Below are 23,446 nucleotides of genomic sequence, written 5' to 3'. Positions count from 1 at the left end.
TGGAGGGGTGTTCAGCGTCGAACTGATTCCGGATGCCGAGGTCGACCGCGTCGTGCGGGAGGACTGGGACCGGCTCCTCGGCGCCGACCTGCCGAGCTCGGGACGCAATCCCGCGCCGAGCAACCGCCCGCACGTCACGCTCGCGGTGCGGGATCATCTCGAGCCGTCGGCATTCGCCGGCATCGCCGAGATCCTTCCCGTCCCCCTGGAGCTCGGAGGAGTGCTGCTCCTCGGCCACCGGGACCGGTACGTGCTCACGCGCCAGGTCGTCGTGAGCGCCGCCCTGCTGGCGATTCACCGTGTCGTGGCCGAGCTCGCCGGCAGGCCCGAGCCGCGCTATTCGACGACGGGCATCGACCACTGGACGCCGCACATCACCCTCGCGCGAGGGCTGACCGCGGTGCGGCTGGCGACGGCGATGCGCACGATCAGGGCCCCGCACATCAGCGGGGAGGCCGTGGGAGTGCGGGTGTGGGATGCCGAGAACCGCCGCGTCACCACGATCAGGTGAGCGCGGCGCGCGCTCCGCGAGCGCTCAGTCGGCGAGGGCGAGCGCGCGGAACGGCTCGCGCGGCGCGGCGGGCGGCTGCGGGGTCCGTTCCGGCTGCTGCCGTGCCCGCGTGGTGCGCAGGTAGAGCTCGTCGATGAGGGCGGTCGCAAGACGCACGAGCTTCGCGATCTCGGCGTCGTCGCGATCGACCCACGCGCAGCGGGGCTCGTCGTCGACGGGTACGAAACCGTCGTGCTGCTCCCACGCGACCAGCGTGCGCTCGGCGCCCAGCACGTGCTGCTGCCACCACACCTGGCGGAGATACGAGCGCGGGATGCTGCGCCACGCCTTGTTCGTCGTCTTGATCTCGGCGAGGGTGATGCGACCGACCCCGTCCACCGCGATGCCGTCGGGCGTCGCGAGGTGCCTCTTCTCGACGACGGCGTGGAAGAGCGCCGACGACGGCTGGATGCCGTGGGTCGCCGCGACCCACGCGGCGATCTCGGGCTCCCGCGCGCGTCCGTGCGCGGTGTACGCGTTGCCCGAGAAGCCCGAGCCGAGGAGTTTCGCATCGGCCGCGCGGGCGATCGCCCTGTCGGAGGTGAGGGTCGCGACGTCCGTCGCGGTGATACCCCGGGACCGGGCGCGCACCCAGGCCACCCGGTCGCGCGAGTCCGCGACGATGCGGGCGGCGACCTCCGGTGCCTGCGCCGCGAGCCCGGACGGGCGCGCGGCGGAGTGCTCGGGAATCACCCTTCGAGGCTACGCCGCCGACCCGACATCCGCCGCCTGCGACGCACCGCGGTCGACAGACGAGGGTGCGCAAGGGGGGTTGCGGCGGGCTGTGACGGTGGCATCCTCGGGGGCATGGACACCATCACTTCAGCCGAGTTCCGCGCTTTCCCCGGTGTCGAGCACTGGCATCCGCGCGTGACCGGGGCGTTCGCCCTGTTCCGCACCGGCACGTTCGCGGCCGGGGCGCAGCTGTTCGGCGCGATCGCCGAGCTGGCGGAGGCGGCCGACCATCATCCCGACGTCGACGTCCGGTACACCTCCGTGCGCGTGCGGCTCACGACGCACTCGGCCGGCGGGCTGACGGAGAAGGATGCTGCGCTCGCCGCGCAGATCTCGCAGGCCGCGCGCGAGCTCGACATCCCGGCCGACACCGGGCGCATGCTCGACGTGATGCTCGCGGTCGCCACACCGGATCCGGGGGCCGTGGTGCCGTTCTGGAAGGCGGCAACCGGATTCTCGGAGGTGCGCGACGGCGTCCTGTTCGACAAGGACGGGCGCGGCCCGCTGATCTGGTTCCAGCCGGTCGACAAGCCGCTGCGAGGTCGGTCGCACCTCGACGTCAACGGCCCCCGCGACGTCATCGAGAAGCGGCTGGAGGCCGCGCTCGCCGCAGGCGGCGTCATCGTCGACGACTCGCATGCGCCCGAATGGTGGACGCTCGCCGACGCCGACGGCCACAAGGTCGACCTCTGTCCCTGGCGGGCCTGACCCCGCCGGCGCGCGGCCCGCCATCTCTCCTCGAGGTCAGAACGCTGCGGCGCCGGCCTCCGCGACGGTCTGGTCCTGCTCGCCCGAGCCGCCGCTGACGCCGACCGCGCCGACGACTTCGCCGTCGCGGGTAAGCGGCACTCCGCCCGCGAAGATGGCGACGCCGCGGCCGTGCGCGTTGGTGGTGTGGATGCCGAAGAACTGCTGCGTCGGCTGCGAATTGTCGCCGAGGTCCTTGGTCGAGATGTCGAACGCCTTCGACGTCCATGCCTTGCTGATCGAGATCTCGATGCTGCCGATCCAGGCGCCGTCCTGGCGCACGTGCGCGACGAGGTTGCCGCCCGCGTCGACGACAGCGATGTTCATGGGCTGGCCGATCTCGTCGGCGCGCTTCTCGGCGGCTTCGATCACACGGCGGGCATCTGCGAGGGTCACAGACATTGGGGTTCCTTTCATAGCGGGACGGATGCCTCGGGCCGAGGCATCCGTGTCGGTCAAGCGGTCTGGATGTAGCCGTTGGGGTTGAGCACGTACTTCTTGGCGGCACCCTGGTCGAAGTCGGCATAGCCCTGCGGGGCGTCTTCGAGGCCGATCGGGGTCGCGCCGACCGCGTCGGCGATGTGCACCTTGTCGTGCAGGATCGCCATCATGAGCTGACGGTTGTACTTCATGACCGGGCACTGCCCGGTGGTGAACGACAGCGACTTCGCCCAGCCGAGGCCGAGGCGCAGCGACAGCGAGCCCACCTTGGCGGCCTCGTCGATGCCGCCGGGGTCTCCGGTGACGTAGAGGCCGGGGATGCCGAGGGCGCCCCCTGCCGCAGTGAGGTCCATCAGCGCGTTGAGCACCGTCGCGGGCGCCTCGTGGGAGGCATCCGATCCGTGTCCTCTCGCTTCGAAGCCGACGGCGTCCACGCCAGAGTCGACCTCGGGGACGCCGAGGATCTGCTCGATCTGATCCTTCGGGTCGCCCTGGGAGACGTCGACGGTCTCGCAGCCGAACGAGCGGGCGCGGGCCAGGCGGTCGGCGTTGAGGTCGCCCACGATGACGACCGCTGCCCCGAGCAGCTGCGCCCCGACGGCGGCGGCGAGCCCGACGGGGCCGGCCCCGGCGATGTAGACGGTCGATCCCGGCCGGACGCCGGCGGTGTAGGCGCCGTGGAAGCCGGTGGGGAAGATGTCGGAGAGCATCGTCAGGTCGAGGATCTTCTCGAGCGCCTGGTCGCGGTCGGGGAACTTCAGAAGGTTCCAGTCGGCGTAGGGGACGAGCACGTACTCGGCCTGGCCGCCGACCCAGCCGCCCATGTCGACGTAGCCGTATGCGGAGCCGGGGCGGTCGGGGTTGACGTTGAGGCAGATGCCGGTCTTGCCTTCCTTGCAGTTGCGGCAGCGGCCGCAGGCGATGTTGAACGGCACCGAGACGATGTCGCCGACCTTGATGAACTCCACGTCGGGGCCGACCTCGACGACCTCGCCGGTGATCTCATGGCCGAGCACGAGCCCCGCCGGTGCGGTCGTGCGGCCACGCACCATGTGCTGATCCGAGCCGCAGATGTTCGTCGACACGGTCTTGAGGATCGCGCCGTGCGGCACCTTCCTGCCGACGTTCGCCGGGTTGACCCCGGGGCCGTCCTTGAGCTCGAACTCGGGGTAGTCGGTGTCGATGACCTCGACCTCGCCCGGCCCCTTGTACGCCACCGCCCTGTTCGCAGACATCGTCGTCCTCTCCGTCGCTCGACAGATTCGGCCGGCGACTTCGTCGTGCTGGGTCCGCTGAGAGCCTTCTCCTTCCGGAGGCCTCGCGCAATGGGGGCTCGATTTGGCGGACCGCGCGGCATCACGTACCCTTGTGGAAGCCGAAGACCGCTGGTCATCGACGTGCGTGCGAACGCATGGAGATCGAAGCTCTGCAACGCAGGGGCCCGCGCAGGTGTCACGAACGATTCTCCTGGATTCAGGAATCCCGCTCCGTGCGCTTGCGCCGGAGCTTTTTTGTTGCCGCGACGAGGATGACCGGGAGCCTTCGGCCGGCGCCCCGCCACCGCGGAGCGTCTCATTCACACAAGGAGTGGCCATGGCGCAGAAGGAAGCATCGGTCGCCGAGCTCACGAAGCACTTCGAGGACTCGACCGCCGTTCTGCTGACCGAGTACCGCGGTCTGACGGTTGCCCAGCTCAAGGAGCTGCGCAACAGCATCCGTCAGGACGCGGAATACGCCGTGGTGAAGAACACGCTGACCAAGATCGCCGCGAACAACGCGGGGATCACGTCGCTGGACGACGACCTCAAGGGTCCGTCGGCCATCGCATTCGTGCACGGTGACCCGGTCTCCGTCGCGAAGGGTCTCCGTGCCTTCGCCAAGGCACACCCTCTTCTCGTGATCAAGGGCGGTTTCTTCGACGGAAACCCCCTGAGCGCTGACGAGGTCAACAAGCTCGCCGACCTCGAGAGCCGTGAAGTCCTGCTGGCGAAGCTCGCCGGTGCGATGAAGGCCTCGATGACCAAGGCGGCATACGTCTTCAATGCGCTTCCGTCGAAGGCCGTCCGCACGGTCGACGCGCTGCGCGAGAAGCAGGAGTCCGCGGCCTGACATCGGGCCTCGGCGTAGCAAAACCACAATCAAGGAGAAACATCATGGCAAAGCTCAGCACTGAGGAGCTGCTCGACGCGTTCAAGGAGCTCACGCTCATCGAGCTCAGCGAGTTCGTCAAGGCGTTCGAGGAGACCTTCGACGTCACCGCCGCCGCCCCGGTCGCGGTTGCCGCTGCGGGCGCGCCCGCCGGTGCCGCTCCGGAAGAGGTCGAGGAGAAGGACTCGTTCGACGTCGTCCTCGAGGCCGCCGGCGACAAGAAGATCCAGGTCATCAAGGTCGTCCGCGAGCTCACCTCGCTCGGCCTCGGTGAGGCGAAGGCCGTCGTCGACGGTGCTCCGAAGGCCGTCCTCGAGGGCGCCAACAAGGAGACCGCCGACAAGGCGAAGGCCGCTCTCGAAGAGGCCGGCGCGACGGTTACCCTCAAGTAATCCCGCGCTGCTTCTTGCAGCGATCCACGAAGGCCCCGGATGCTCGGCATCCGGGGCCTTCGTCGTTTTCGAGAACCGGTAGTTGGATCTGAGACTGCGCATTCTGTGAAACCCCTTTCTCACGAATCGGTCACGCTCCACCGTTGATTTCACTGCAGGGCTTGCGCTGCAGCATCCGTTCTGGCAAGAATGAGAAAGCGCATTCCAGAAAGCGCATTCTCACCCTCGAAGACGAGACCGGAGGATACGGTGACGACGACGCACCGCCCTAGAACGCTGCCGCCGGGCCGCGCATGCGGAGGCACCGCATGAGCGCGATCGGCGAGCTCGGCAAGCTCAAGACCGCGAAGAGCGACGGCAAGAAGCAGAACAAGGCCGCCTACCTCTTCCTCGCCCCGTGGTTCGTCGGGCTGGTCCTCATCACGATGGGCCCGATGGTCGCCTCGTTCGGGCTGTCGTTCACCCGCTACAACCTGCTCAGCGCGCCGAAGTGGATCGGACTTCAGAACTACGCCCGCATGTGGGAGGACGAGCGCCTCCACTCGGCGCTCCAGGTCACCTTCACGTACGTGTTCGTGTCACTGCCCCTGCAGCTCGCCGTCGCGCTGTTCCTGGCGATCGTGCTCGACCGGGGCCTTCGCGGGCTGGCGTTCTACCGCTCCGCGTTCTACCTTCCGTCGCTGCTCGGAGCGAGCGTCGCGATCGCGATCCTGTGGCGCCAGATCTTCGGCGTCGACGGCCTCGTCAACCAGGTGCTCGCGGTGTTCGGCATCCAGGGACAGGGATGGATCTCGAACCCCGATACCGCCCTCGGCACGCTCATGATCCTGAACGTGTGGACCTTCGGCTCGCCGATGGTGATCTTCCTCGCGGGCCTCAGGCAGATCCCGACGATGTACTACGAGGCCGCGGACGTCGACGGCGCCAGCAGGCGGCAGCAGCTGTTCCGCATCACGATCCCGCTGCTGACCCCGATCATCTTCTTCAACGCCGTGCTGCAGCTGATCGGCACGTTCCAGTCGTTCACCCAGGCGTACATCGTCTCGGGCGGCACCGGCGGCCCCGTCGACTCCACGCTCTTCTACACGCTGTACCTGTACCAGCAGGGGTTCACGAACTACAACATGGGCTACGCATCGGCCATGGCGTGGCTGCTGCTGGTCATCATCGGCATTCTGACCGTCCTGATGTTCTGGACCTCGAGATTCTGGGTTTTCTACGATGACCAAGATTGACGACGCCGCCATGCCGGCCCCGCTCGCGACCGAGACGATCGTCACAGGACGCCAGCCGCGCTCCCGCCGGCGGAGCGCCTTCCGCAGGCCGATGACGAGCATCGTGCGCCACACCCTGCTCATCGCGCTCGCGCTCGCGATGCTCTACCCCGTGATCTGGATGGTCGTCAGCTCGCTGCGGCCGAACGACGAGATCTTCCGCGATCCGAGCATCATCCCCGACAGCTTCGAGATCTCGAACTACACCGACGGGTGGAACGCGCTCGCATACCCGTTCAACGTCTACATGTGGAACTCGGCGCTGATCGTGATCGGCTGCATCGTCGGCAACCTCGTGTCGTGCTCGATGGCGGCCTACGCGTTCGCCCGCCTGTCGTTCAGTGGAAAGCGGTTCTGGTTCGCGGTGATGCTCCTGAGCATCATGCTCCCGATCCACGTCATCATCGTTCCGCAGTACGTGCTGTTCTCCCAGCTCGGCTGGGTCAACACGTTCCTGCCGCTCATCGTCCCGAAGCTGCTGGCGACGGACGCGTTCTTCATCTTCCTCATGGTCCAGTTCATCCGGGGCATACCGAAGGAGCTCGATGAGGCCGCGCGGATCGACGGGGCGGGCCACCCGCGGATCTTCCTGCAGATCATCCTTCCGCTGATGGTGCCCGCACTCGCGACGACCGCGATCTTCACCTTCATCTGGACCTGGAACGACTTCTTCTCGCAGCTGATCTTCCTGACCAAGCCCGAGCTGTACACCGTGCCGCTGGCGCTGCGGTCCTTCGAGGATGCGCAGAGCTCAACCAACTACGCCCAGATGTTCGCGATGAGCGTCGTGTCGCTCATCCCGATCTTCCTGATCTTCCTGTTCGGCCAGAAGTTCCTCATCAAGGGGATCGCGACGACCGGGATCAAGTGACGCTCGCGTCACGCACCTCTTCGCGGGCCGCCAGGCCCACCCTCATCACACCGCACCAACACCACTCACCGACTTCGGTGGAAAGGATGCAAGACATGCGACGCACCACAACCGCACCGCGCTGGTTGCTGCTGACCTCCGTCGGCGCAGCGACGATGCTGACGCTGACCGCGTGCGGGGGTCAGGCGGAGACCCCCGCCACCGGACCGACCCTGTCCGACGAACCCGTGACGCTCAGCTTCACCTGGTGGGGCAACGACGTCCGCCACGGCATCACGGAGGAGCTCATCGCCGCCTTCGAGGCCGAGCACGAGAACATCACCATCGAGCCGCAGTACACCGACTGGGCGGGCTACTGGGACAAGCTCGCCACCACAGTGGCCGCCGGAGACGCCCCCGACATCATCCAGATGGACGAGAAGCAGCTCTCGACGTACGCGGCGAACGGCGTCCTGCTCGACCTCGGAACCCTGGGCGACCAGCTGCCGACCGGTGACTTCCCGGAGTCGGTCCTCGGCACCGGCGCGCTCGACGGCACGCAGTACGGCATTCCGGTGGGCATCAACACCTACACCTACATGGCGAACGTGGATGTGCTCGACAGTCTCGGCATCGAGCTGCCCGACGATGAGACGTGGTCGTGGGACGACCTCAACGAGATCGCCGAGGAGGTGACCGCCGCCAGCGGCGGCGCGGTCGTCGGCTCGCAGTCGTGGGGCTTCGAGGACGGCGGCCTCAACAACTGGCTGCGCCAGCACGGCGAGTCGCTGTACGCCGAGGACGGCTCGCCCGAGGTGACCGCGAGCGAGAAGACGCTCGCCGCCTGGTGGCAGAACCTGCTCGACGTCACCGAGGCCGGTGGAACGCCCGTGCCCTCCGCGACGATCGAGCGCGAGTCCGCCGGACTCGCGGAGTCGTTCACGGCGACCAACCAGTCTGCCTTCGGACCGTGGTGGTCGAACCAGGTGGCCGCCCTCCGCGATGCGAGCGGCCAGAACCTGGTGCCGCTCATGGTGCCGACCCCCGACGAGGGCGAAGACGCCGCCGCGTACTACAAGCCCTCGATGTTCTGGTCGGCATCGGCCAAGACCGAGCACCCGGGGGAGGTCGCGCTGTTCCTCGACTTCCTCGCCAACAGCGAGGAGGCGGCCGACCTGCTGCTCGCCGAGCGCGGCGTGCCCGCCAACGACAAGATCCGTGCGTACATCACCCCGAAGCTCGACGAGGTCAACCAGGAGGTCGTCGACTTCCTCGACAAGATCGCGCCACGCGTCGGCGACGCGCCGCCGGCGACGCCGCCGGGCGGCGGTGCGATCGAGACGATCATCGATCAGCACACGCAGCGCGTGCTGTTCGGCGAGGTGACGCCCGAGGACGCCGCTGCGAGCTTCATCGCGGAGCTGCAGCAGGCGCTCGACGACGCGGCCATCTAGCCCACGAGCGGGGTCGCGACACAGAGCGCGCGACCCCGCCGTGCCCAGGACTGTCCGGGGCCGGACCGAAGTGATGAGGGGTCCGGTCCCGGGCGGGCGCCCCGACGCGGAAGTCGTCCGGTCGAATGCGCCCCACCGCGCCCGTCGGCGCCCAAGATTGAGAGAGGAGGGGGATTCCTTGAGCGAGGTCACGTCGCGCCCGATCACGATGGCGCAGGTCGCACAGTACGCCGGTGTGTCGCAGGCATCCGTGTCACGCGTGCTCAACGGCGTCGCCACCGTCGATCCCGCCATCGTCGCGAAGGTCAACCGCGCGGTCGCTGCGCTGAACTATTCGCCGAGCGAGGCGGCGCGCAGCCTCGTGCGCGGGAGCAGCCACACCATCGCGCTGCTGGTTCCCGACCTCGAGAATCCGATGTTCCAGGGCGTCCTGAAGGGGCTCACCGTCGCCGCCGCCCGCGACGGCTACCGTGTGCTGGTCGCCGACAGCGCAGAGGCGGTCGGCGTCGAGGCCGACATCGCGAGCGAGGCGCGCAGCAAGTGCGACGCCTTGGTGCTGGTGTCGCCACGGATGCCGGACGCCGAGCTCCGCGACCTCATCCACCGCACCACGCCGGTCGTGGTGGTGAACCGCCGCGTCGACGACACCGCGGCGGCCCAGCTGTCGGTCGACTACACCACGGCCGTCAAGGAGCTGGGGATGCACCTGCGCGGCTTCGGCCACCGACGCATCGCGTACGTCGCGGGTCCGGCCCTCAGCTACGCGAACGAGCAGCGGGCCCTCGGACTGGGGGAGCTGGCGCGGGAACACGCCGACCTCGAGTTCCTCACCATTCCGGCGGGCTCGAGCATGGAGGCGGGCTACGACGCCGCCGACGCCGTGCTCGAGACCGGAGCCACCGCCGCCATCGCCTTCAACGACCTCGTCGCCCTCGGGCTCATGTCGCGCCTGCGCGAGGTCGGCGTGGAGGTGCCCGAACAACTCTCCATCGTCGGGATCGACGACATCCCGCAGTCTCGTTTCGCCGCCCCTCCGCTGACGACCATGTCGGTCCCGCGGATCGAGATCGGGCGGCAGGCTTGGAATCGCATGCGTCAAGCGCTGGACGGCGAGAGCGCCGACCACCCCCTGTTCTATCGGCCGGTCCTCGTGGCGCGCCGCAGCTCCGGTCCGGCGTCCCACGCCAGCGGCTGGGTGGGCCCGGCCCGCCCGGTCCTGCGGCTCGGGTCCACCGTCGTCGCCCAGTACGAGGAGGGCGTGAACGTCGACTCGGTGCTCTCGCCGCGCCCGTACCTCGACGCGGTGATCTCCCGCACCGGAACGCCGCTCACCGTGACGGAGCCGACCGACCACCCTCACCACCTCGGCGTGAGCCTCGCGATCGCCGACGTCAACGGCACCTCGTACTGGGGTGGCCGCACGTACGTGCGCGGCGAGGGATCGGTCATGGTTCCCAACCACGGCCGGCAGCGCCGTGACCGCCTTCACATCGAGGGGCACGCGCTCGACGAGCGGCTGAGCTGGGTCGACGAACACGGCACGACGCAGCTCGTCGAGGTGCGCGAGCTCCGCTCCGCCGAGCTGGCGAACGGCTGGGCGCTCAGGTGGCGCAGCCACCTCAAGGCGACGCTCGACGCGATCACCTTCGGGTCCCCGGCGACGAACGGGCGCGACGGCGCCGGGTACGGCGGCATCTTCTGGCGGTTCGCCCCTGAGATCGCCCGGGTCTTCAGCCCCGCCGGCGACACCGAGCGCGATGTGCACGGGGCTGCGACACCCTGGATCGCCTTCACCTTCCCCGAGCGGGGCACGACCGTCGTGCTGACGCAGGGAGAAGAGCAGCTGCCCTGGTTCGTCCGATTCGCCGAGTATCTCGGCGCCGGCCCCTCGGTGGCATGGGACGAGGCACGCACGATCCCCGAGGGCGGCGAGCTGAACCTCGAGCTGACGGCGTTCGTGCTCGATGAAGAGCTCGCCGACGCTGCGGCCGTCGACGCCGTGCTTCCCGCACTGCGGGCCGAGGCGGGGCTGTGACGAACCGCCTTCGCGTGGGCGTCGCCGGCGTCCACGGTCACGGGCGCGGCCACGTCGACACCGTGCTCGCGGCGCCCGATCTCGAACTCGTCGCCGTCGCCGACCCCCGGGGCGGCGGCGACGTGCCCTCCTCGACACGGGAGTTCGCCGACGCCGTCGCCATGATCGACGCCGTCGATCTCGACGTGGTCGTGCTCAGCACCCCGATCCCCACCCATGCCGGCCTTGCCCGCCTGGCGCTCGCGCGCGGTGCGCACGTCCTGCTGGAGAAGCCGCCCGTCGCCTCGGTCGCCGATCATCACGCTCTCGTGAGTGCGACGGATGCCGCGTCCCGCGCCGTGCAGGTGGGCTTCCAGTCGCTCGGCAGTGCCGGAGTGGCGGCGACGGCGGACGCCGCGGCATCCGGTGCGATCGGAGACGTGCTCCACTACGGCGCAGTCGGGCTCTGGACGCGGTCCGAGGAGTACTGGCGACGGGCGCCCTGGGCGGGGCACCGCGTGATCGACGGGCGACCGGTCGCCGACGGCGTCGCGACCAACCCGCTGGCCCACGCCCTCGCGACAGCGTTCGCGATCGCCGGCGCCGCGGCCCCCGACGACGTCGTAGGGATCGACGCCGACCTCCGTCGCGCGAACGACATCGCCACCGACGACACGTCGTCCCTCGTCGTCGAGCTGCGCGGGGGAGCCAAGGTGGCGGCCGGCCTCGCGGTGACCGCCCCGACCCGCCATGAGCCGTTCGTGCTCGTGCGGGGCACGCGCGGCTTCCTCGTGTACGTCTACACGCTCGACACGCTGCACGTCCATCGTGACGCAGCGGCGCTGCCTCGCACGTACGCCTTCGAGCGCACGAGCCTGCTCGACAACCTCGCCCGGCACGTCCGCGACGGGGACGACCTGCTCGCCCCGCTCGCACGCACCGGTGCCTTCACCCGCGTTCTCGAGGAGATCGTCACAGGGCCGCCGCCCGCACCGATCGCTTCGCAGCTCATACGGATCGAGGCATCCGACGGCGAGACTTTCCGCACCGTGATCGGCGTGGAAGAGGCGGTCGAGCGCGTCGCGTGGGAGGCGCGCACCTTCCGCGACCTCGGCGTGCTCTGAACCGCCCGCGGCCTTCAGCCGGTGCCGAGCGGGCCGACGCCGATGATCGCGGAGGCGTCGTCGTCGACGGGGGCGGTGGAGTTGCGCACCACGAGCGGTGACGACTCGTACAGGCGGTGCGTGGGGGCGTCGGGGTCGTCGAGCTGCCACATGAGCAGCTGCACGGCGGCGCGCCCCTGCTGGTGCGGTCGCTGCTGCAGGGTGGTGAGAGAGAACATCTCGGCGTAGGCGTGGTCGTCGATGCCGACCACGCTGAGCCGCTCCGGAACACGGATCCCGAGCCGTCGCGCGGCGATGATCGCCCCGACGGCGACCTCGTCGCACACCCCGACGATCGCCGTCGGCCGGGTGCGGCGGTCGCCGAGCAGCTCGACGGCCGCGCCGTACCCGCCGGGCATCGTCACCTCGGATTGGACATGGCGGACGGATGCCTCGAGCCCGGCCTCGCCCATCGCCGAGAGGTAGCCGTCCAGGCGCCTGCCGTCGCCGAAGCTCGTGCGGCGCCCGTCGGGGTCGCCGCCGAGGAAGACGATCTCGCGGTGGCCCAGGCCGACGAGGTGGTCGGTGGCGATGCGGGCGGCCGCGTGGTCGTCGATGGAGACCGCGTTCGTGCCGATGCCGTAGCCGCCCACCGCCACGACCGGCTTGCCGAATTCCACGAGCCGCTCGAGCTCGTGCGCACTGGGTTCGATGCCGACCGCGATGAGCCCGTCGAACCTCTTGCGCGCGAGGAAGTGCTCGAACATCTCGCGGCGCGCGGAGGACTCGGGCGGTGCTCCGTAGAGGGCGAGGTCGTATCGACGTTCGAGCAGCGCATCCTGGATGCCTTCCAGCACCTGGGCGAAGAACCAGCGGTCGAGCGACGGCATGACGACGCCCACGGTCTGCGTACGTCCGGTCACCAGGCTCACGGCGCTCGTCGTGGGAACGTACCCCAGGGCGGCGGCGGCATCCCTCACGCGCTGCCGGGTGGTGGCCGAGACGTACCCGGAACCGGTGAGCGCACGCGAAGCCGTCGACTTCGAGACGCCTGCCGCTCGCGCAACATCGGCGATGCCCGCCATCGGGTCCTCCTCGCGGTCCCGGGAACGCCCTCGTCACCCGGGATTCTGGAACCGGTTCCAGGGGTCATTGTGCCGTGATCGCTTTCCGTGCGCCACCCTGGGTGCGTGGTTTACCGAGTTGTGATCCGCGGTCATTGTGCGCTCTTGCGCCATCCCCTAGTTTGAGCATGGAATCGGTTCCCGATCTCACATCTGCGGAGCCCGAGAGGCGTGGCTCCGCGAACTCAAAGAGGAGGCAGACACATGACTGCACTGCGATCACGTCGTCGGCACGGCTACATCGCGCTGGGACTGACGGCCGTCGCGGCACTCGCACTCGCCGGATGCGCCGAGGGCGGCGGCGACGACGGCGGCGACAGCGGCTCGGTCGAAGGAGAGACCGTCGAGATCGCCGGCGGCATCACCGGCTCGGAGGCCGACAACCTCCAGAAGTCGTTCGAGCAGTTCGAAAAGGACACCGGTATCACCGTCAACTACACCGGAGACAAGGGATTCGAGGGCAACATCGTCACGAAGGTGGCGGGTGGCTCCGCTCCTGACATCGCGATCGTCCCCCAGCCCGGCCTGCTGCGATCGCTGATCGAGACCGGAGAGGTCAAGGAAGGCACCTCCGAGGTCGAGGCGAACGTGGACAAGTACTGGGCGCCCGCGTGGAAGGACTACGGATCGCTCGACGGCACGTTCTACGCCGCGCCGATGCTCGCGAACCTCAAGGGCTACGTGTACTACTCGCCGAAGAGCTTCGCGGAGTGGGGCGTCGAGGTGCCGACGACCTGGGACGAACTCCTCACCCTCACCGACACGATCCGGGAGAAGACCGGCGAGCCCCCGTGGTGCGCCGGGTTCTTCTCCGAGGCGGCATCGGGATGGCCGGGAACGGACTGGGTGGAGGACCTCGTCCTGCGTCAGGCCGGCGCCGACGTCTACGACAGCTGGGCCGCCGGTGACACCCCGTTCACCGACCCCGACATCGAGGCCGCGTTCGACTCGGTCGGCGAGATCCTGCTGAACCCCGACTACGTCAACGCCGGCTTCGGCGATGTCAAGAGCATCAACCCGACGGCGTTCGGCGACCCGATCGCAGCTGCGGTGGCCAACGGAACCTGCGCGCTCACGCACCAGGGCTCGTTCCTCACGGCGAACTTCCTCACCGCGCAGACCGCGGACGGACAGACGCCGACGATCGCGCCGGACGGTGACATCTACGCGTTCATCCTCCCCGGCGTGAAGGAAGGCGAGCTCGCGGTCGAGGGCGGTGGCGAGTTCGTCACACCGTTCTCGGACGATGCCGCTACACAGCAGGTGCTCGAGTACATGTCGACGCCGGAATTCGCCGACGCGCGGGTGAAGCTCGGCGGCGCGATCTCGGCCAACACCGGTGCCGATCCGACACTGGCGTCGAGCGAGTTCCTCACTGAGGCGATGCAGATCGTCCAGGACCCGAACACCGTGTTCCGTTTCGACGCCTCCGACCTGATGCCGGCGACCGTCGGTTCGGGCTCGTTCTGGCGCGGCATGGTCGACTGGATCGACGGCAAGCCGACGCCGCAGGTCCTGAGCGATATCCAGGCGGGATATCAAGACTGATCCACCGCATCCTGGTGCCGGGTCCGCGCGGGCGACGTGCGGCCCCGGCGCCGGGGTGATTCATCCGTCGAGGTCGACGGGGGAAGGCAGAACATGTCTCAGACCACAACATCGGCGGCCGACCAGGAGCAGGGCGCGTCGCCACCGGAACGCGGAGGAAGGAAACCTCCGTCGCGGCGGACCACGCGACTCGGCGTCGCGATCGGGTTGATCCTGATCGCAGCGCTGGTGATCTTCCTCCTCCTCAGCCCTCCCAACCCGGACGCGCGGCCGGTCTCGCTGGGCTTCTCGTACAACTCGTTCTTCCAGTGGATCGGCAACCTGGGTCCGATCGTCCAGATCCCCATCGTCCTGATCGTCTTCGCCGCCGTGGTCGGCATCCTGCTCGTGCTCATCGAGTTCGCTCCGCGCGCCGGCAGAGGCTACTTCTGGCTGCGGCTCATCTCGTGCTTCGCGATCCCGTTCCTCGCATTCATGCTGCTGCGGCCCTACCAGGGCGCCGTGATCTACGTGATCGCCATCGCCCTCGTCGCCGGCGGCCTGCTCTTCTGGGCCGACTACCGCGCGAGCCAGGGCGCCGGCTACATGTACCAGCTGACGCTGTTCATGGCGCCGGCCGCGATCGCGATCCTCGTGGGTCTGGTGTATCCGAGCATCGCGACCATCGTGCAGTCGTTCTTCGACAAGACCGGCGAGAACTTCGTCGGGCTGGAGAACTACGTCTGGGCCTTCACGAACCCTCAGGGGTTCTGGTCGATCATCAATACGCTCATCTGGGCGATCTTCGCCCCGATCTTCGCGACCGTCGTCGGCCTGGCGTACGCGGCCTTCATGGAGCGGGCGCGTGGTGAGCGGCTGCTGAAGCTGCTCGTCTTCATGCCCTTCGCGATCGCGCCGGTGAGCATCAGCCTCATCTGGAAGTTCGTCTACGACTATCGGCAGGGCGAGCAGATCGGCACCCTCAACGCGATCGTGGTGGCCTTCGGCGGCCAGCCGGTGCCATGGCTCGACATCTGGCCGCTGGTCAACACGTTCTGCCTGCTGTTCGCGTTCGTCTGGGCACAGACCGGCTTCGCCATGGTCGTGCTCTCGGCGGCGATGAAGGCGGTGCCGGTGGAGCAGCTGGAGGCTGCACAGCTGGACGGCACGTCGGCCTGGCAGCGGTTCATCAACGTGACGGTGCCGGGCATCCGAACGTCGATCATCGTCGTCCTGACGACCGTCACGATCGCAGCCCTGAAGCTGTACGACATCGTGGCGGTGATGACGGGCGGACGGGCGAACTCGACCGTGCTGGGCTTCGAGATGGTCAACCAGCAGCAGCGGTTCCAGAGCTACGGCCACTCCGCGGCGCTCGCCGTGCTGATCTTCGTCTTCGTGACGCCGCTGATCGTCTACAACGTGTTGCAGTTGCGCAAGCAGAGGGAGGTGCGGTGATGACTGCCGTCGACTCCAAGACCACGCCGCAGAACACCAAGGCCGAGGCGCGCAGGGTCGCGCGCGAGACGCGCCGCAACGAGGCGCTCGCGCACAAGCGGCTGACGTCGCCCCTGGCCACCATCCTTGCGGTGGCGATCGCCTTCCTGTGGACGATCCCGACGCTCGGCCTGCTCATCACGTCGTTCCGGCCGGGCGCGGACTCGGCGACGACGGGCTGGTGGACGGTCTTCACCAACCCCGACTTCACTCTCGGCAACTATCAGGCCGCGCTCACGTCGGGTGGCACCGCCTTGACGCTCGGCGAGTCCTTCCTCAACTCGCTCGCGATCACGATTCCGGTCACGATCTTCGCCCTCGCCGTTGCGTCGCTCGCTGCGTACGCGTTCGCGTGGATGGATTTCAAGGGCCGTGGCTTCTTGTTCGTCGCGGTGTTCGCGCTCCAGATCGTCCCGATCCAGATGGCGCTCGTTCCGCTGCTGAGCCTGTTCTCGAGGGGGCTCGAGATCGGCGACGTGCAGATCTTCCCTGGCTTGGAGATGCGGGAGGTCGACCACAGCTTCGCGACGGTGTGGATCGCCCACGTCATCTTCGCGATGCCGTTGGCGATCTTCCTGCTGCACAACTTCATCGCCGAGATCCCGTCCGACGTCATCGAGGCGGCGCGCGTCGACGGCGCAGGTCACGGGCAGATCTTCTTCCGGATCATCCTGCCGCTCGCGACGCCGGCGCTGGCGTCGTTCGCCATCCTCGAGTTCATCTGGGTGTGGAACGACCTGCTCGTCGCGACGATCTTCGCCCCGACGACATCGCTGCCGATGACGCAGACGCTGAACTCGTTGTCCGGCACCTGGGGCAACCAATGGTTCCTCGTGTCGGCCGGTGCGTTCCTCGTGCTGTTCGTGCCGATCATCGTGTTCCTCGCGCTGCAGCGGTTCTTCGTGCGCGGGCTCATGGCCGGCGCGACGAAGGGCTGATCGACAAGAGACAACGGATGCCGCGGGCTTGCGTCTCACGCAGGCCCGCGGCATCCGTTTCTGGTGGCGCTCTCGTTTCGGCGTCAGCCGGTGCAGCCGAGCCGCGCCTGGATCGACTGCATCGCGTCGATCTCGGCCGTCTGACCGTTCTTGATCGCGGTCGCGACCTCGAGGGCGCGAGCGTCGGTGCCGAGCTCGAGGAGGGCCTCCGCCATCGGGATGGCGCCCTCGTGGTGGCGGATCATCAGCGTCAGGAACTGGCAGTCCGCCGCCACGCCTGTCGCCGCCTTGAGCGCGGCGATCTCGTCGGCCGACGCCATTCCCATCGCTTCGTGGGCCTCTTCGTCGCTCATCGGCTCGGCGGACGTGCCGCCGTGCGTGTGGTCCGCGTCGGAGGCGTCCATCCACTGCATCATCGGTCCGCCGGACTGCGGGAGACCCCACCGCACGAGCCAGTCGAACATCTCGCCGCGCTGGCCGGCCTGACCCGTCGCGATGTCGTACGAGAGCACGCGAAGCTCGTCGTCGTCGGTCTTGCGGTAGATCTCCATCGCCATCTCGATCGCCTGAGCGTGGTGCACCTGCATGTCGCGCGAGAACCCGGCCTCAGGCGAGTTCGTGCCCGGGCTCGACGCGGCCGCCTGTGAGCCGAACGTCGAGAAGCGTCCCACCGCGAACGCGAGGCCCGCGATGAGGATGAGCGCGACGGCGATGACGAACCATCGCCGGGCGCTTCCCGCCGAGGGCTCGTCCGACACGCGCGGCCTACTTCTTGCCGGGGGCGTCGTGCGCGCCGGTGCAGGCGGCGTTCGGCTCGGGGGCGTTGGTGCTCTTCCAGTACGCCTTGATGAACTCCTCGATGCGCTCGTCGTCGGCGGAGTCGATCTTGAGCTGCGCGTTCCATGCGCTGAGGGCGATGGGGGTGTCCATGTCGTTGTAGGGCGAGAGCACCGTGTAGGTCGAGGGCAGCTCGCCCTCGAGCTTCGCGATGTCGTCGGCGGACACCTGCGCGGGGTCGTACGTGACCCATACCGCGCCGTGCTCGAGCGCGTGTACGGCGTTCTCGTTCGGAACCGGCTCCGTGTACACGCCGCAGTTGAGCCACATGGCGTTGTGGTCGCCGCCGGCCGGGGGAGACTGCGGGTAGTCGACTGCGCCCTCGACGTGGTTCGCCGTGTTCGTGAACGTCTCGACGCCCTCGATGCCGCTGCCGTCGCTGTCACCGCGAGCGTACGACGGGGCGGGAGCCGGCGCGAAGACGATCGATGCGACGATCGCCGCGACGACCAGCACGGCGGCGGTCGAGCCGACGATCCACCACACGAGCTTGCCGCGCTTGCGCTTGGCGAGCTGCTTCTGGTACTCCGCGAGCTTCTCCTGGCGCTTCTGCTCACGCTGCTGCTTGACCGTGAGGTCGATCTTCGCCTGGGTGGCGGGGTTGCCGCTCTTACGCTTGTCGTCGGGGGTCGGGGTCATGCTCGTGATCTCTGCCAATCGATGAACAGGGGGATGCCGCGCCCGGCGCGAACCGCTCGAGAGCGGCTGACGGGTTGTCCTCATCCTATGCGAGTGCATGAGTCGGCCCCCTGGGAAGGAGCCGACAGCGCCGCCGTGGCCCGCCCCCGGCACGGCCACGGGATACCGCTTGCGGGCAGGGCGGAGGCATCCGTTATCATGGGTACTCGAATCGATTCGACCTTCTCGGTCTATCGTGCGGGCCCCGGTGCCGATCGGCAGCGCCGGACGACCCGCGTCATCTCGGTCCGTTCCTCCCTGCGCGCCCAGACCGGCTCAGCCGGTGTCGACGCCGCTCCGCCTCGTCCACCGCCCCGTCGAACCCCTTGCCACGAAACGAAGTCCACTGTTGCTCGACACCGCCTCCATCCCCACGCAGAAGCCCGAAGCCCACCTCCCCGCCCCACCCAAGCCGCAGCCCACGGCCACGGGCGCCATCCGCACGCTCGGCAGCAACCCGGCCACCGCGCCGATCGTGCTCCACCCGGGCGATTCGATCCCGCACCGCCGCCGGGTCCTCTACATCGTGCTGCTCGGCGCGCTCACCGCGCTCGGCCCGTTCACGATCGACCTCTACCTGCCGGCGTTCCCGGTGCTCGAGGCGGACTTCCAGACCACAGCCGCGATGATCCAGCTGACCCTCACGGGTACGATGATCGGCTTCGCCCTGGGACAGCTCATCGTCGGCCCGCTGAGCGACAAGGTCGGTCGGCGCATCCCCCTGCTGTCGGTGACCGCGCTGCACGTCGTGGCCAGCGTCGGCGCGGCGCTCGCGCCCACGCTCGAACTGCTGTCGGTGGCCCGCGTGCTGCAGGGTGCCGGCGCCGCGGCCGGTGGCGTCGTCGCCGCCGCGATCGTCCGCGACCTGTTCGGCGGCCGCCGCCTGGTCGTCATGCTCTCGCGGCTCGCGCTCGTGTCGGGCGTCGCCCCGGTGCTCGCGCCGCTCGTCGGCTCGGCCCTCCTCGCTGTCATGCCGTGGCGGGGGATCTTCGTCGTCCTCGCGGTGTATGGCGCGGTCATGCTCGTCGCGTCGATCGTCTTGCTCCCCGAGACGCTGCCGCCCGCGCGTCGCCACGACAAGGGCGCCACGACCGTCTGGCAGCGCTACCGGAGCGTCTTCGGCGACCGCGTCTTCATCGGCGTGCTCATCATCGGCGGCATGACCTTCTCGGGCCTGTTCTCGTACCTGTCGAGCTCGTCGTTCCTCTTCCAGCTGAGCTACGGCCTCTCCGCGCAGCAGTACGGGCTCATGTTCGCCGTCAACTCCCTCGGCGTCGTCGTCGGCGTGCAGACCGCTTCGCGTCTGGCGGCACGTTTCGGCCCGCAGTGGGTCATGGCCTGGTCGACCGCGGTGCTCGTGGTCGCAGCATCCGCCATCATCGTCACCGACCAGATGGGCCTGGGCCTGTGGGGCACGATCGTGCCGCTCTTCGTCTTCATGACGGCGTGCGGCTTCACGTTCCCCTGCGTGCAGGTGCTGGCGCTCGACCGCCACGGCAAGGCCGCGGGCACCGCGCAGTCGATCATCGGCGCGACGAACTTCGGCGTCGCGGGCCTGATCTCGCCCCTCGTGGGATGGATCGCGAAGGACGCCGGCATCACCGCCACGACGATGGCGGCGGTCATGGTCGGGTGCGCCGTCATCGGCGTGCTGGCGCTGTGGTTCGTCGTGCGCCCGCGCACGGTGGAGCGCCTCGCGCCCTGAGCCGGCGTCAGGCAGGCGGCCGCACGGGCTGCAGGCTGAAGAGCCGGACGGTGCGCCCGGACTCGCGCTCGTAGTTGCGGTAGCCGGGCCACTGGGCCTCGATGAGCTCCCACACTGCGTCGCGCTCGGACGCGGGAACCGGCGTGGCGCGGACGGGCATGCGCTGCCCGCGCACGGTGATCGCGGCGTCGGGGTGGGCGAGCAGGTTCGCGGTCCATGCCGGATGGTGGGCTCCGGCGAAGTTCGTGCCGGCCACGATGGCGCGACCGTGCCCGTCGGGCGTGTACATGAGCGGCACGTCCCGCGGCTCGCCGGACTTCGCGCCGACGGTGTGGAGCACGAGCGACGGCACCAGCAGGGCGCTCACCTGCACGCGTCCTCGCGACACCCAGGCGACGAACCGCTCGACCGGCGGCAAGAACGCGGGGCCGATCACGCGGCGGAACACCCTCGTGCGGGTGAGCGGTGCGATGAGCCGGCGCACCACATCGACCACCGATGCCATCGGGACCCCCTCGTGCTCGCGGATGAAACCGCACGATAGCACCGGACGGCCGCCCGATTCTGCCCACCCGGTGTCCGCGCGTCTGCGCCGAGCCGACGTCTGTGGTCGCCGGGTTCTGGCATGCGGCGCGCCGGTCCGCAAGGGGGTGGTGCGGACGAGCCCTCCGGGCAGAATGGGGCGATGACGACAGTCCAGCGGCGGGTGGCCGCTCCGGTCATCGCCTACCTGGCGGTGGGATCGACCCTGGTCCTGCTGTCGTGCCTGCTGGGCTGGTGGATCCTCGCGCGCGGCGACGAGCCGTTCGCCATCGACACGGCGTGGAATCTGCTCGTGGCCGAGCTGTGGCATCCGGCACTGACCGGGTTCTCCCAGGTCATGAACTTCCTGGGTGGAGGGTGGGTCGGCGTCCTCGCGGTGCCCATCGGCGGTGCGATCGCGCTCGTCGTACTGCGGCGGCCGTGGGCGGCCGCGTACTTCCTCGCCGCTGAGGCGGTGTCGGCAGCGGGTGTGCAGGTGCTGAAGCACGTGTTCGGCCGCGTGCGCCCCGAAGACATCCTCGTCGTCTCGGACTACGGTTCATACCCGTCGGGGCATGTGACCAACGCCGCCACGATCGCGGTCGCCGCGGTGGTCATCTTCCCGCGCGTGTGGGTAGCTGTCGTGGGTGCTGCGTGGGTCGTGCTCATGGCCTTCAGCCGCACCTACCTTCACGCACACTGGCTGAGCGACACGGTCGGCGGCGCACTGCTCGGCGCCGGGGCGGCGCTGATCGTGGCGGCGGCGTTCGCGGTTCCGATGGCACGGGAGGGGATGGCTGCCTCGGCGAAACGCCCGTGGCTAGGCTGAGCGCATGACCTCCGCCGTGCCCGATCCGCCCGCGTCCGACTCCACGGCGTCCGATCCGGCCGTCGCCGCCGCCGAGGCGGAACTCGCGCGACTTCGCGCCGAGGCCGAGGCCGCGGAGGCACAGTTGAAGGCCGCTCAGGCCAAGGCCGCGCTCGCCGCTGCGGAGGCGTCGGCCGCGAAGGCCAGGGCGACCGGTGCACCCGCGCCCGACGCATCCTCATCTGAGGACGAGAGCGGGAAGGCGGGAGCTTCCGGAGGCGCGGCTGCTCAATTCGGCTCAGATCCTCAAATAAGGACGGCGACGGGGGAGGGGTCGCAGGCTCAGGGGCCTGCGCGAGCGCCCGCCTCGGAATCGACCGCGCGGGAACAGACTCCGAGCGGATCAACCCCGCAGCAGACGCAACACGGCCCTCTCACCGAACAAGAGGTCGAGAAGGTGCGGACCGGGTACACCTTCGACCCGGCGACCGCGACCCTCGATCTCGGCGCCCTTCTCAACGGAGACCCCGTCCCCGCGGCGCAGATCCGCATCCCGCTGCCGATGATGAACCGCCACGGGCTCGTCGCGGGCGCGACCGGCACGGGCAAGACGCGCACGCTTCAGGGGCTCGCCGAGCAGCTCGCGGCGAAGGGCGTGCCCGTGTTCGCCGCCGACATCAAGGGCGACCTGTCGGGCGTCGCGACGCCCGGGGAACCCAGCGAGAAGCTCCTCGCCCGCACACAGGCGATCGGTCAGGACTGGAAGCCCGAGGCATCCGTCACCGAGTACTTCGCGCTGGGCGGCGTCGGAAAAGGCGTGCCGGTTCGGGCGACGGTGTCGGGCTTCGGCCCGCTGCTGCTCAGCAAGGTGCTCGGCCTCAACGACACGCAGGAGTCGAGCCTCGGCCTCGTGTTCCATTACGCCGATGCGAACGGCCTGGCGCTCGTCGACCTGTCGGACCTGCGCGCCGTGCTCACGCACCTCACGAGCGACGAGGGCAGGGCCGAACTCAAGGAGCTCGGTGGCCTGTCGGCGGCGACGGCCGGCGTGATCCTGCGCGAGCTCATCACCTTCGCGGATGCCGGAGCCGACGTGTTCTTCGGCGAGCCCGAGTTCGACGTCGCCGATTTCATCCGCACGGCGCCCGACGGCCGCGGCGTCATCAGCCTGCTCGAGGTGCCCGGAGTCATCGACAAGCCGGCGCTGTTCTCGACGTTCCTGATGTACCTGCTGGCCGAGCTGTTCGAGATCCTCCCCGAAGTGGGGGACGCCGACAAGCCGAAGCTGGTGTTCTTCTTCGACGAGGCGCATCTGCTGTTCAAGGACGCCTCGAAGGACTTCCTCGCGGCGATCGTGCAGACGGTGCGACTCATCCGCTCGAAGGGCGTCGGCGTCTTCTTCGTGACGCAGACTCCGAAGGACGTGCCGTCCGACGTGCTCGGCCAGCTCGGCTCGCGCGTGCAGCACGCCCTTCGCGCCTTCACACCCGACGATGCCAAGGCGCTGCGCGCGACCGTCGGCACTTACCCGAAGTCGGGCTACGACCTCGAGCGGGTGCTGCAGGAGCTCGGCACGGGGGAGGCGATCGTCACCGTGATGAGCGAGAAGGGCGCACCGACGCCGGTCGCCTGGACGCGGCTGCGCGCGCCGCAGGGGCTCATGTCGCCGACGCCGGAGCCGGCGATCGTCGCGGCCGTGAACGCGTCGCCCCTCCTGGCCGAGTACGGCACGGCGATCGACCGGGAGTCGGCGCGCGAGATCCTCGCGAAGAAGATGCAGGCCGCCGACGACGCGGCCGCCGCCGAGGACGCTGCTCTGGCGAAGGCGAAGGCCGACGCCGAGTATGCGAAGCAGAAGGCCGCGATCGACAAGCAGCAGGCCGCGGCCGACAGGGCCAGCGCTGCGGCCGAGAAGAAGGCGCAGCAGGAGTACGAGCGTCTGCTCAAGAAGACGGCCGGCACGACGCGCACGTCGCGGTCGGCCCAGAAATCGCCGATCGAGCAGATTCTCAACTCGAAGTCGACCCAGACGATACTGGGTGGGGTGATCCGCGGGATCTTCGGCACCGGCAAGCGCTGACGCATCCCGACCCCGGCGGATC

22 protein-coding genes are annotated in these 23,446 nt (G+C 69.1%); 15 read left to right on the top strand and 7 right to left on the bottom strand.

Translation table 11 applies throughout. The features are described from left to right. Positions 1-7 precede the first annotated feature (7 nt). Complete coding sequence (locus RS82_RS13705) at positions 8-511, top strand: 2'-5' RNA ligase family protein (RefSeq protein ID WP_045300349.1); 504 nt, start codon at positions 8-10, stop codon at positions 509-511. Positions 512-535: 24 nt separating this feature from the next. Here the strand turns inward: RS82_RS13705 and RS82_RS13700 are convergent, their stop codons facing one another. Continuing rightward, positions 536-1,243 (bottom strand): YqaJ viral recombinase family protein, encoded by a 708-nt coding sequence (locus tag RS82_RS13700; RefSeq protein ID WP_425411892.1) that lies wholly within the window; start codon positions 1,241-1,243, stop codon positions 536-538. A 114-nt stretch (positions 1,244-1,357) separates the two neighbouring features. On the opposite strand from RS82_RS13700, the gene RS82_RS13695 reads away from it, so the two are divergent. Beyond that, the gene (locus RS82_RS13695; RefSeq protein ID WP_045300347.1) at positions 1,358-1,993 is read left to right on the top strand and encodes a 4a-hydroxytetrahydrobiopterin dehydratase; all 636 of its coding nucleotides are present in this window, start codon (positions 1,358-1,360) and stop codon (positions 1,991-1,993) included. 36 nt (positions 1,994-2,029) lie between these two features. Here the strand turns inward: RS82_RS13695 and RS82_RS13690 are convergent, their stop codons facing one another. Next, the gene (locus RS82_RS13690; RefSeq protein WP_045300345.1) at positions 2,030-2,434 is read right to left on the bottom strand and encodes a GlcG/HbpS family heme-binding protein; all 405 of its coding nucleotides are present in this window, start codon (positions 2,432-2,434) and stop codon (positions 2,030-2,032) included. 53 nt (positions 2,435-2,487) lie between these two features. Beyond that, positions 2,488-3,708: a formaldehyde dehydrogenase, glutathione-independent gene (gene fdhA / locus RS82_RS13685; protein ID WP_045300343.1), complete on the bottom strand. Its 1,221-nt coding sequence runs from the start codon at positions 3,706-3,708 to the stop codon at positions 2,488-2,490. A 358-nt stretch (positions 3,709-4,066) separates the two neighbouring features. Between fdhA and rplJ the strand changes: the two genes are divergently transcribed. The 7 genes from rplJ to RS82_RS13650 all read left to right on the top strand — a co-directional run bounded on the left by rplJ (position 4,067) and on the right by RS82_RS13650 (position 11,729). Then, entirely contained in the window at positions 4,067-4,582 is a 516-nt protein-coding gene (gene rplJ / locus RS82_RS13680) for a 50S ribosomal protein L10 (RefSeq protein ID WP_045300342.1), read from the top strand. Positions 4,583-4,626: 44 nt separating this feature from the next. Continuing rightward, positions 4,627-5,013, top strand: a complete 387-nt coding sequence (gene rplL, locus RS82_RS13675; protein ID WP_045300341.1) for a 50S ribosomal protein L7/L12 — start codon at positions 4,627-4,629, stop codon at positions 5,011-5,013. A 308-nt stretch (positions 5,014-5,321) separates the two neighbouring features. Then, a complete protein-coding gene (locus RS82_RS13670; protein WP_045300339.1) occupies positions 5,322-6,248 on the top strand; it encodes a carbohydrate ABC transporter permease in 927 nt (308 codons plus the stop codon). Continuing rightward, positions 6,235-7,158 (top strand): carbohydrate ABC transporter permease, encoded by a 924-nt coding sequence (locus RS82_RS13665; RefSeq protein WP_211255936.1) that lies wholly within the window; start codon positions 6,235-6,237, stop codon positions 7,156-7,158. The genes RS82_RS13670 and RS82_RS13665 overlap by 14 nt, the downstream gene beginning before the upstream one ends. Before the next feature lie 95 nt (positions 7,159-7,253). Then, on the top strand, positions 7,254-8,591 hold the full coding sequence (locus tag RS82_RS13660; RefSeq protein WP_052676839.1) for an ABC transporter substrate-binding protein: 1,338 nt from the start codon (positions 7,254-7,256) through the stop codon (positions 8,589-8,591). Between the two features lie 178 nt (positions 8,592-8,769). Next, positions 8,770-10,626, top strand: coding sequence for a DUF6807 family protein (locus RS82_RS13655; RefSeq protein WP_052676838.1), 1,857 nt, complete (start codon positions 8,770-8,772; stop codon positions 10,624-10,626). Then, positions 10,623-11,729: a Gfo/Idh/MocA family protein gene (locus RS82_RS13650; protein ID WP_045300334.1), complete on the top strand. Its 1,107-nt coding sequence runs from the start codon at positions 10,623-10,625 to the stop codon at positions 11,727-11,729. Before RS82_RS13655 ends, RS82_RS13650 begins: the two co-directional genes overlap by 4 nt. A 14-nt stretch (positions 11,730-11,743) precedes the next feature. Here the strand turns inward: RS82_RS13650 and RS82_RS13645 are convergent, their stop codons facing one another. Beyond that, positions 11,744-12,793 (bottom strand): LacI family DNA-binding transcriptional regulator, encoded by a 1,050-nt coding sequence (locus RS82_RS13645; protein WP_045300333.1) that lies wholly within the window; start codon positions 12,791-12,793, stop codon positions 11,744-11,746. Between the two features lie 243 nt (positions 12,794-13,036). On the opposite strand from RS82_RS13645, the gene RS82_RS13640 reads away from it, so the two are divergent. From RS82_RS13640 to RS82_RS13630, 3 genes are all read left to right on the top strand, one after another. Then, on the top strand, positions 13,037-14,380 hold the full coding sequence (locus RS82_RS13640) for an ABC transporter substrate-binding protein (protein ID WP_045300332.1): 1,344 nt from the start codon (positions 13,037-13,039) through the stop codon (positions 14,378-14,380). 93 nt (positions 14,381-14,473) lie between these two features. Beyond that, entirely contained in the window at positions 14,474-15,817 is a 1,344-nt protein-coding gene (locus RS82_RS13635) for a carbohydrate ABC transporter permease (protein WP_045300331.1), read from the top strand. Next, positions 15,817-16,794: a carbohydrate ABC transporter permease gene (locus RS82_RS13630; RefSeq protein WP_045300329.1), complete on the top strand. Its 978-nt coding sequence runs from the start codon at positions 15,817-15,819 to the stop codon at positions 16,792-16,794. The genes RS82_RS13635 and RS82_RS13630 overlap by 1 nt, the downstream gene beginning before the upstream one ends. Positions 16,795-16,877: 83 nt before the next feature. Here the strand turns inward: RS82_RS13630 and RS82_RS13625 are convergent, their stop codons facing one another. Further along, positions 16,878-17,552, bottom strand: a complete 675-nt coding sequence (locus tag RS82_RS13625) for a DUF305 domain-containing protein (RefSeq protein ID WP_045300327.1) — start codon at positions 17,550-17,552, stop codon at positions 16,878-16,880. Positions 17,553-17,559: 7 nt separating this feature from the next. Then, positions 17,560-18,270 (bottom strand): thioredoxin-like domain-containing protein, encoded by a 711-nt coding sequence (locus RS82_RS13620; protein ID WP_045300325.1) that lies wholly within the window; start codon positions 18,268-18,270, stop codon positions 17,560-17,562. A 388-nt stretch (positions 18,271-18,658) separates the two neighbouring features. Here RS82_RS13620 and RS82_RS13615 point away from each other — a divergent pair, with 388 nt between their 5' ends. Next, positions 18,659-20,014 carry a multidrug effflux MFS transporter gene (locus tag RS82_RS13615; protein WP_084695648.1) on the top strand — a complete coding sequence of 452 codons (1,356 nt, stop codon included), beginning with the start codon at positions 18,659-18,661 and terminating at the stop codon, positions 20,012-20,014. Positions 20,015-20,021: 7 nt separating this feature from the next. Here the strand turns inward: RS82_RS13615 and RS82_RS13610 are convergent, their stop codons facing one another. Then, the gene (locus tag RS82_RS13610) at positions 20,022-20,519 is read right to left on the bottom strand and encodes a nitroreductase family deazaflavin-dependent oxidoreductase (RefSeq protein ID WP_052676837.1); all 498 of its coding nucleotides are present in this window, start codon (positions 20,517-20,519) and stop codon (positions 20,022-20,024) included. A 180-nt stretch (positions 20,520-20,699) separates the two neighbouring features. Here RS82_RS13610 and RS82_RS13605 point away from each other — a divergent pair, with 180 nt between their 5' ends. Both RS82_RS13605 and RS82_RS13600 read left to right on the top strand, forming a co-directional pair. Beyond that, positions 20,700-21,365 carry a phosphatase PAP2 family protein gene (locus RS82_RS13605; protein WP_045300323.1) on the top strand — a complete coding sequence of 222 codons (666 nt, stop codon included), beginning with the start codon at positions 20,700-20,702 and terminating at the stop codon, positions 21,363-21,365. 4 nt (positions 21,366-21,369) lie between these two features. Further along, positions 21,370-23,424, top strand: a complete 2,055-nt coding sequence (locus RS82_RS13600) for a helicase HerA-like domain-containing protein (protein WP_084695647.1) — start codon at positions 21,370-21,372, stop codon at positions 23,422-23,424. Positions 23,425-23,446: the final 22 nt, after the last annotated feature.

This window comes from Microbacterium trichothecenolyticum (assembly GCF_000956465.1).
In the GTDB taxonomy this organism is placed as follows: Bacteria; Actinomycetota; Actinomycetes; order Actinomycetales; family Microbacteriaceae; genus Microbacterium; species Microbacterium trichothecenolyticum.
This window is presented reverse-complemented; position numbering and strand designations above follow the sequence as displayed.

Coding starts and splice junctions, on each gene's coding strand:
- RS82_RS13640 (WP_045300332.1), top strand. CDS start 13,037: ATGACTGCACTGCGATCACGTCGTCGGCACGGCTACATCGCGCTGGGA.
- RS82_RS13660 (WP_052676839.1), top strand. CDS start 7,254: ATGCGACGCACCACAACCGCACCGCGCTGGTTGCTGCTGACCTCCGTC.
- RS82_RS13630 (WP_045300329.1), top strand. CDS start 15,817: ATGACTGCCGTCGACTCCAAGACCACGCCGCAGAACACCAAGGCCGAG.
- RS82_RS13695 (WP_045300347.1), top strand. CDS start 1,358: ATGGACACCATCACTTCAGCCGAGTTCCGCGCTTTCCCCGGTGTCGAG.
- RS82_RS13600 (WP_084695647.1), top strand. CDS start 21,370: ATGACCTCCGCCGTGCCCGATCCGCCCGCGTCCGACTCCACGGCGTCC.
- RS82_RS13635 (WP_045300331.1), top strand. CDS start 14,474: ATGTCTCAGACCACAACATCGGCGGCCGACCAGGAGCAGGGCGCGTCG.
- RS82_RS13620 (WP_045300325.1), bottom strand. CDS start 18,270: ATGACCCCGACCCCCGACGACAAGCGTAAGAGCGGCAACCCCGCCACC.
- RS82_RS13610 (WP_052676837.1), bottom strand. CDS start 20,519: ATGGCATCGGTGGTCGATGTGGTGCGCCGGCTCATCGCACCGCTCACC.
- RS82_RS13690 (WP_045300345.1), bottom strand. CDS start 2,434: ATGTCTGTGACCCTCGCAGATGCCCGCCGTGTGATCGAAGCCGCCGAG.
- RS82_RS13645 (WP_045300333.1), bottom strand. CDS start 12,793: ATGGCGGGCATCGCCGATGTTGCGCGAGCGGCAGGCGTCTCGAAGTCG.
- rplJ (WP_045300342.1), top strand. CDS start 4,067: ATGGCGCAGAAGGAAGCATCGGTCGCCGAGCTCACGAAGCACTTCGAG.
- fdhA (WP_045300343.1), bottom strand. CDS start 3,708: ATGTCTGCGAACAGGGCGGTGGCGTACAAGGGGCCGGGCGAGGTCGAG.
- RS82_RS13665 (WP_211255936.1), top strand. CDS start 6,235: ATGACCAAGATTGACGACGCCGCCATGCCGGCCCCGCTCGCGACCGAG.
- rplL (WP_045300341.1), top strand. CDS start 4,627: ATGGCAAAGCTCAGCACTGAGGAGCTGCTCGACGCGTTCAAGGAGCTC.
- RS82_RS13605 (WP_045300323.1), top strand. CDS start 20,700: ATGACGACAGTCCAGCGGCGGGTGGCCGCTCCGGTCATCGCCTACCTG.
- RS82_RS13670 (WP_045300339.1), top strand. CDS start 5,322: ATGAGCGCGATCGGCGAGCTCGGCAAGCTCAAGACCGCGAAGAGCGAC.